This is a genomic window from Hydrogenobacter sp. (genome assembly GCA_041287335.1).
GTDB lineage: Bacteria > Aquificota > Aquificia > Aquificales > Aquificaceae > Hydrogenobacter.
In genome coordinates this window covers 35,180-41,505 of record JBEULM010000038.1, presented here as the reverse complement: position 1 = coordinate 41,505, position 6,326 = coordinate 35,180, and the positions used below count along the sequence as shown (strand labels likewise).

The following is a 6,326-nucleotide window of genomic DNA, read 5'->3' as shown; positions in this document are numbered from 1 at the left end:
TTATACCCGGAACCACTTCAAACTCTATGCCATGCTGTGCCAAAAAGAGGGCTTCCTCTCCACCCCTTCCAAAGACGAAGGGGTCTCCACCTTTTAGCCTTACTACTACCTCTTTGCTATATGCATACTCAAGCAAAAGCTCGTTTATCCTTTCCTGCTCTATGAGATGTTTTCCATCCTCCTTTCCCACATAGACAAGCTCGCAGTCAGGCTTTGCGAGTAAAAGCACTTCTGGGTTTACGAGCCTGTCGTATAGGATAACATCTGCAGACCTTATGAGCCTGTAGGCTTTAAGTGTTAAAAGCTCCAAGTCTCCAGGTCCTGCCCCTACGAGATAGACCTTACCCATGGTTAATACCTCTGTTTATGAGGTTTATTGCCACCAAGAGCAGGAGGAAGGATATTAGAAATCTTATAGGCTTTGGATTTATCTTCCTTGTTAGGTAGGTGCCAAGCCACACACCAAGAAGACCACCAAAAGACATGGGAATAAAAACCTCTGGGTTTATGTTACTCCCAAGGAAGTGGAAAAGACTACCAAAAGAAGAACAAGCTAAGCCGAAAGCTATATCCACACCCACAGCCCTTGAAGGCTCAAGCCTTGTAAAGTAAAGGAGTAAGACCATGCCAAGGGCACCAGCACCCGCTGATGTAAAACCTACCTCAAGCCCGATGAAAAAGCAGGCAAAGGGCAAAAGGAATCTATACCTTGTAAGGTCAAGCCTTTTATTTCTCAAGGTGGTAAAAAGGTTAAGGGCTATGCTAAGAAGGATAGTAAAGCCTATAATAAGGAAGAGGACATTTTTCAGACCCTTTTCATGAGAAAGGAAAGATAGTAGAAAGGAGCCAAGAAGGACACCAGGCACACCGCCAGAAAGCATAAGGAAAAGGGTTTTGTAATCTATATTTTTATAGAGGGCATGAAAGACAAAGGCTGGAAACTTCACAAAAGCTGAAAAACTGAGGGCTGAGCCAACCGCCTTTGCCGGGTCAAGCCCCAGAAGGATTAAAAGCGGTGCGGTAAGCGTTCCAGCTCCTACACCTGTCAAGCCTATGGCTAAGGCTATAAAAAAGCCAGAGAGTGCATACTCAAACATTAGAACCTCCAAGTCTTATAGGTATTGTGAAGCCAAGAGCTTCAGATAACTCTTTTACCTCCTCCTGAAGCCTTCTCATGCCTTCCCTGTGAAGCTTTGAGTCTTCTTCGGAAGGTAGGGATATAAAACATGGCTTTTCTTCAAGTAAGGCTAACCAAAGGTATGAGCCAAGATCTTTTATCATGGCAGGCTTTTTGTTAAAACTGCCTTCCTTCCAGCCTCTTTTCTCAAGCTCCTCTTTGAGCAGGTTTATATCCACAACCTCAAGAACCCTTATCGCCATCTCTTGCCTCCCTTAAGAGTTTGTCCGCAATCTTTTCAAAGCCTCCCGTTTCTATACTGCAGTGCATTCCACACTCCTTTGGTGCGTCCTTTTCCCACCACCACCTTCCAGCCCTTGGGTCTTCAAAGGGTGCAACAGCCTTCGTACAAGGCTCACAACCTATGCTTCTATAACCCTTCTCGTAAAGTCTGTTGTAAGGAACATAGTTTCTCTTTATGTATTCCCAAACATCCCTTTCTGTCCAGTCAGCAAGGGGGTTTATCTTCACTATCTGCCCGTGGTCATGGTCCATCTCAATCTTCATTATGTTGTGCCTGCTTGCCCACTGCTCGCGCCTGAGACCCGTTATCCAAGCATCTACGCAGGACAAAGCTCTGATTAGAGGTCTTACCTTCCTCACATGACAGCAGAGGTGCCTCAACTCAACGGATTTATAAAAGCAGTTAATACCATGCTCACCCACGAGCTTCTCCACATCTTCCGCCTTAGGGAAATAAACCTCTATACTTATGCAGTACCTCTCCTCCACCTCTTGGGCAAGCCTGTAAGTCTCTTCGTGGAGCCTGCCCGTATCCACCATAAAGACCCTCACCTCCGGGTTTATCCTCCAAGCCATATCTAAAAGCACCATATCCTCAACCTGACCGCTCCAAGCTATATAAAGCCTTGGATGGAAGTTTTCCAAAGCCCAGGCTATAAGTTCCTGAGGTGTCTTGTCCTCAAAGTCTATGGCAAGCTCGTGAAGCTCAAGCTCATCAAAGGAAGGGGCACCACCCGCCAGAGCTGGATAGAGCATAAGCTCATCGCCTTCTTTAAGTTTTGTTTCCAAACCCTGCAGGTAAGAGACATCTTCCTCGTTTAAAAAGACCTTTACAAAGGGCTTTAGCTCTCCCTTTTGGTCAAAAAGTCTTCCCTTAAAGCCTTCAAACTCCCTTTCAAGGCTTTCAAGGGCCTCCCTGACTGTTTTTGCGCTTAGCTCCACCTCCGAAAGACCTCCAGAAAAACGTGTGAGAGGTCCAAATATACGCACCTTTACAAGCCTTTTTTCAACCTCCACCATGACATCCTTACCCTCCATAAGGCTTAAAAGCTCCTCATCGCTCTTTTTATTCAAAAACTCATGAAAGTCTTCAAACCCAGAGTTTTTAAAGGAAAGAAGGAGGTTTTTCAAATAGACCTTTACCCTTTCTAAGGGTAGCTTTTTGGCTATTATCTTTCCTATGTTTGCCCTTTTTCCATACCCACCCCTTAAAACAAGGTTGTAGGTGGTTTCCACCGAGCCATCTGGATGCCTTGTGTGTGTTGCCTGAAGGCCTATATCGTTTAGCCAGTGGTGGGCACAGGCATGGGGGCATCCATCAACGCCTATGCTAATACCCTCAAGCCTTCCAAGCTCACCTTCTAAGTAATCAAGTATCTCAAGTAGAGCATCCTTCGCAGGACCCACCGAGTAGTTGCAGAAAGGGTCGCTGGTGCAGGCTACGGATATAGCCCTTGTTTCGCTCACATCCACTTCAAAACCAAGCCCTTTTACCACTTCCTTAACCCTTTGCAGGTCTTCCTCCCTTATGTTTGCCAGCAGGATATTCTGCCTTTGAGAGAGCCTAACAGAGAGGTTAAGCTCTTGAGCAAGTTCTGAGAGGCTTAAAAGCTGGCTTCCCTTTACCCTTCCCGCCTGCACGGGAATGCCAAAGTAATAAAAACCTCCCTGCTTCTGCCTTCCTATGCCTGTATGGAAGTATCTTTTTACAGGTTCTGGCTCCTTTTCCAATTCCTCTGGTCTAAAGCTCAGCCTTTCCAAAAGCCTTTCCCTTATTCCTTCAACACCGAGCCTATCCACCATGTATTTAAACCTTGCCTTTACGAAGGATTTTCTGTTTTCATCCTCCTCGCTCCAGAGCTCTACCAAAGCCATCGCCACCTCACAGACCCTATCCTTTTCCACAAAAATACCAAGCTTTCTTGCAAGCCTTGGTGTAGAAGAAAGACCACCGCCAACCCAAACCGCAAAGCCCTCCTTACCCTTATGAATTGTTCCTACAAAGGCAAGGTCGTGCATCTCTGGCATGTTGCAGTGATAGGGACAGGCTGAAAGGGTTATCTTAAACTTTCTTGGAAGGTTAAAGTATTCTCTGTTTTCAGGGTCATGGAAGAAGTTTTCAAGCTCATAAAGGGTTTTTCTAACATCAAAAAGCTCCTTTTCTTCAAGCCCACATAAGGGGCAGGTGGTTATGTTCCTGACTGTGTCACCACAGGCACCTACAGGAAAGAGACCTGCTTCTCTTAGCCTTTCAAAAACCTCAGGAAGGTGTTCAAGCCTTATGTAATGAAGCTGTAGATCCTGTCTTAAGGTTATTTCCGCATAGTCGTTAAACCTTTTTGCCAGCTCACCCAATACATGGAGCTGCCTTGGCTCTAAAATACCCCCAGGCACTTTTACCCTAAGAAGGAAGTATCCCATCCTTGGCTTGTCATGGTAAAGCCCATACCACTGGAGCCTTACAAGGTCCTCCTCCGGCGTGTTCTCATAGCCTTGCTTTATAATCTTGGGAAGCTCCTCAATTATATCCAAAGGATGCTTTTCAGCCTTTAGCTTCTCTCTTGGGTTTTTTCCCACAAGCTCTTCCTTCATGCGAGCACCTCCTACCTTGAATATGCAAGTTATGTGCCAATTTGAGATGTCTTTCCAAAGATTGAAAAGTTGTTAAATATTGATACTTATCATGTATAATGAATAAACAATTTTGTATATTCTTTAAACATGAAAAGGCTTCTATACACGAGGGACTTGTCCCTCTCAGTGGAGGGCTTTGAAAAGGTTGAGGAACTTCCTGAGGAACTTGCAGGAACTTTAGTTTTGGTAGATATAGATACAGTAGGGCTTTCGTGCCTTCCGGACCTTAAAGAAGGTGGTAATGTGCCTGTGGCTATAACATCTAAGGGCATACCCGGATACACTATAAAGCTCGTAAGTTTGGGCTTTTATGATGTATTTTTAAAGCCAGTTGATAGACGCAGGCTAAACAAACTTATTGCAGACTTAGAAGGTGGTTTAAGGGATGATGATAATATCATACCTCTTGCTGAAGGTGAAGATATGTCAGGAGACCTTTGTAAAGAACTTTGTTCCATAATAGGAAATCCCGAAGGTAGGATGAAAGAAGTCCTTTTGAAGATAGGTAAGGCTTCAGCTCTTGATGTACCGGTGCTCCTTCTCGGTGAAACAGGTGTAGGTAAGGAGATATTCGCTAAAGCTCTCTGGAAGACTTCCAAAAGGTGGAACGCTCCTTTTGTTGCTGTTAACTGCACAGCCATACCTCCGGAGCTTCTTGAAGCTGAACTTTTTGGATACGAAAAAGGAGCTTTTACCGGAGCTGTATCCTCAAAGGAAGGGCTTATAGAATCCGCAAGAGGCGGTGTGCTTTTTCTTGATGAGGTTGGGGACCTCCCCCTTCATATACAGCCTAAGCTTTTGAGGGTCCTACAGGAGAAAAAGCTAAGGAGACTCGGAAGTACAAAAGAGATCCATTGCGACTTCAGGCTCGTATGCGCTACCAATAAGGATATAAGGAAGCTCGTAAAGGAAGGATTTTTTAGAGAGGATCTCTACTACAGGATAAGTACAGTTGAAATATACATACCACCTCTAAGAGAAAGAAGGGAAGACATTCCCATCCTAATAAACTGCATACTGAGTAATATCTCTAAGGAAACTGGCAGAAGGATTGCAGGTTATACGGAAGGATTTTTAAGGAAGGCTCTAAACTACAGCTGGCCAGGTAATGTTAGGGAACTTGAGAACGCTTTAAAAAGGGCTATGGTTTTATGCAGAGGGGATATTCTCAAAGAAAAAGACCTGGATGTTGAATCGGGCGAATACGTTCCTCAAAATTTTGAAGATGTCTTAAGGGATGAGGTAAAAAAGCTTCTTAGGGGAGGGGAAGAAGGTTTATATTACAAACTAATGGGAAAAGTTTCCCGAATCATAGCTGAGGAAGCCTTTAATTTTTTTGAAGAAAACTACTCAAGAACCGCAAGATACCTTGGTATAAACAGGATCACCCTCAAAAGGATACTACAAGGGTTATCAAATCCGGAAAAAACGTTCAGCTTCTTCCAAAAGTAAGAGATTCTTCATCGCTCTTTCCTTGCTTTTTTGATCAAATCTTCCGGCTAAAAACCTTTCCACCATTATCCTTAGCTTATCCCTTTTTTCACCAGATAGGAGTTTATCATCTTTCCAGACCTCTTCTTTCGCAAAATCAAGTACCAAATCACCCTCATTTATTATCCATCTCCTTGAAGGTTCAGGATGTTCCCAGGCGACCTTCAAAATGAAAGGTACTCCATCAGCCTCACCTTTTAGCTCCCATACGTGGTTCACATCCATTTTTTTTAACTCAATGCTTTTAAAAAACAGCTGAAGGAGGTAAAGGTCATGCCATGCGAGATCCCAAAGAGGCGATATATAACCCTTTCCCTTACCAAATCTTTCAATGTTTAAGCTCTTTACATCTTTTGGAAAATATTGTAGGCAAGAGGAGAAGGTTTCCACCTCCGACACGTAAAGATTTGGATAACTGTATATCTCTTTGAATTCTTCATAATTCAGTGCTGGAGGTTTTTCAAGAAGTACAGGAATACCTCTTTTTAAAAAGATTCTTGATAAGCTAACATGCTCGGAGGGCTCTACAGCTATTATAACCGCCTTAATCTCCTCTTTCACATCACCTATATGACAATAAAAGGGATACTTATCAGTAGCCTTTTTGGGATCTCTATCGCACAGTATTGGAGATTCGCCGAGTTCTTCCAGCTTGAGCAGATACTTTTTACCCATATTCCCGAAACCTACAAGTAAGACATGCATAACGTATAGTATAACGTTTAATCTCTAAAGAGCTTTGCCATTTATATCTCCTTTGAAAAAGAGAGCCTTCTGGCGG

The 6,326-nt window shown here is 43.7% G+C and carries 6 protein-coding genes and 1 pseudogene; 1 reads left to right on the top strand and 6 read right to left on the bottom strand.

The features are described from left to right. The 5 genes and pseudogenes from ABWK04_05625 to ABWK04_05605 all read right to left on the bottom strand — a co-directional run. Nucleotides 1–349: SAM-dependent methyltransferase (locus ABWK04_05625; protein MEZ0361363.1), on the bottom strand; the 349-nt coding region annotated here is incomplete at its 3' end. After that, the gene (locus ABWK04_05620) at nt 342–1,097 is read right to left on the bottom strand and encodes a sulfite exporter TauE/SafE family protein (GenBank protein MEZ0361362.1); all 756 of its coding nucleotides are present in this window, start codon (nt 1,095–1,097) and stop codon (nt 342–344) included. The genes ABWK04_05620 and ABWK04_05625, both read right to left, overlap by 8 nt. Further along, on the bottom strand, nt 1,090–1,380 hold the full coding sequence (locus ABWK04_05615; protein MEZ0361361.1) for a hypothetical protein: 291 nt from the start codon (nt 1,378–1,380) through the stop codon (nt 1,090–1,092). The genes ABWK04_05620 and ABWK04_05615 overlap by 8 nt, the downstream gene beginning before the upstream one ends. After that, on the bottom strand, nt 1,361–2,176 hold the full coding sequence (locus ABWK04_05610; protein MEZ0361360.1) for a phosphoadenylyl-sulfate reductase: 816 nt from the start codon (nt 2,174–2,176) through the stop codon (nt 1,361–1,363). Before ABWK04_05610 ends, ABWK04_05615 begins: the two co-directional genes overlap by 20 nt. Further along, nucleotides 2,162–3,841: pseudogene (locus ABWK04_05605) on the bottom strand (MoaD/ThiS family protein). The gene ABWK04_05610 and the pseudogene ABWK04_05605 overlap by 15 nt, the downstream one beginning before the upstream one ends. Nucleotides 3,842–4,141: 300 nt before the next feature. On the opposite strand from ABWK04_05605, the gene ABWK04_05600 reads away from it, so the two are divergent. After that, on the top strand, nt 4,142–5,506 hold the full coding sequence (locus tag ABWK04_05600) for a sigma-54 dependent transcriptional regulator (GenBank protein MEZ0361359.1): 1,365 nt from the start codon (nt 4,142–4,144) through the stop codon (nt 5,504–5,506). Here ABWK04_05600 and ABWK04_05595 read toward each other — a convergent pair. After that, the gene (locus ABWK04_05595; protein ID MEZ0361358.1) at nt 5,468–6,250 is read right to left on the bottom strand and encodes a Gfo/Idh/MocA family oxidoreductase; all 783 of its coding nucleotides are present in this window, start codon (nt 6,248–6,250) and stop codon (nt 5,468–5,470) included. The two genes, ABWK04_05600 and ABWK04_05595, sit on opposite strands and share 39 nt — an antisense overlap. Between the last annotated feature and the right edge of the window lie 76 nt (nt 6,251–6,326).

Excerpts from the sequence above, each read along its gene's own strand:
- ABWK04_05600 (MEZ0361359.1), top strand. The coding sequence starts at position 4,142 with ATGAAAAGGCTTCTATACACGAGGGACTTGTCCCTCTCAGTGGAGGGC.
- ABWK04_05610 (MEZ0361360.1), bottom strand. The coding sequence starts at position 2,176 with ATGCTCTATCCAGCTCTGGCGGGTGGTGCCCCTTCCTTTGATGAGCTT.
- ABWK04_05595 (MEZ0361358.1), bottom strand. The coding sequence starts at position 6,250 with ATGCATGTCTTACTTGTAGGTTTCGGGAATATGGGTAAAAAGTATCTG.
- ABWK04_05615 (MEZ0361361.1), bottom strand. The coding sequence starts at position 1,380 with ATGGCGATAAGGGTTCTTGAGGTTGTGGATATAAACCTGCTCAAAGAG.
- ABWK04_05620 (MEZ0361362.1), bottom strand. The coding sequence starts at position 1,097 with ATGTTTGAGTATGCACTCTCTGGCTTTTTTATAGCCTTAGCCATAGGC.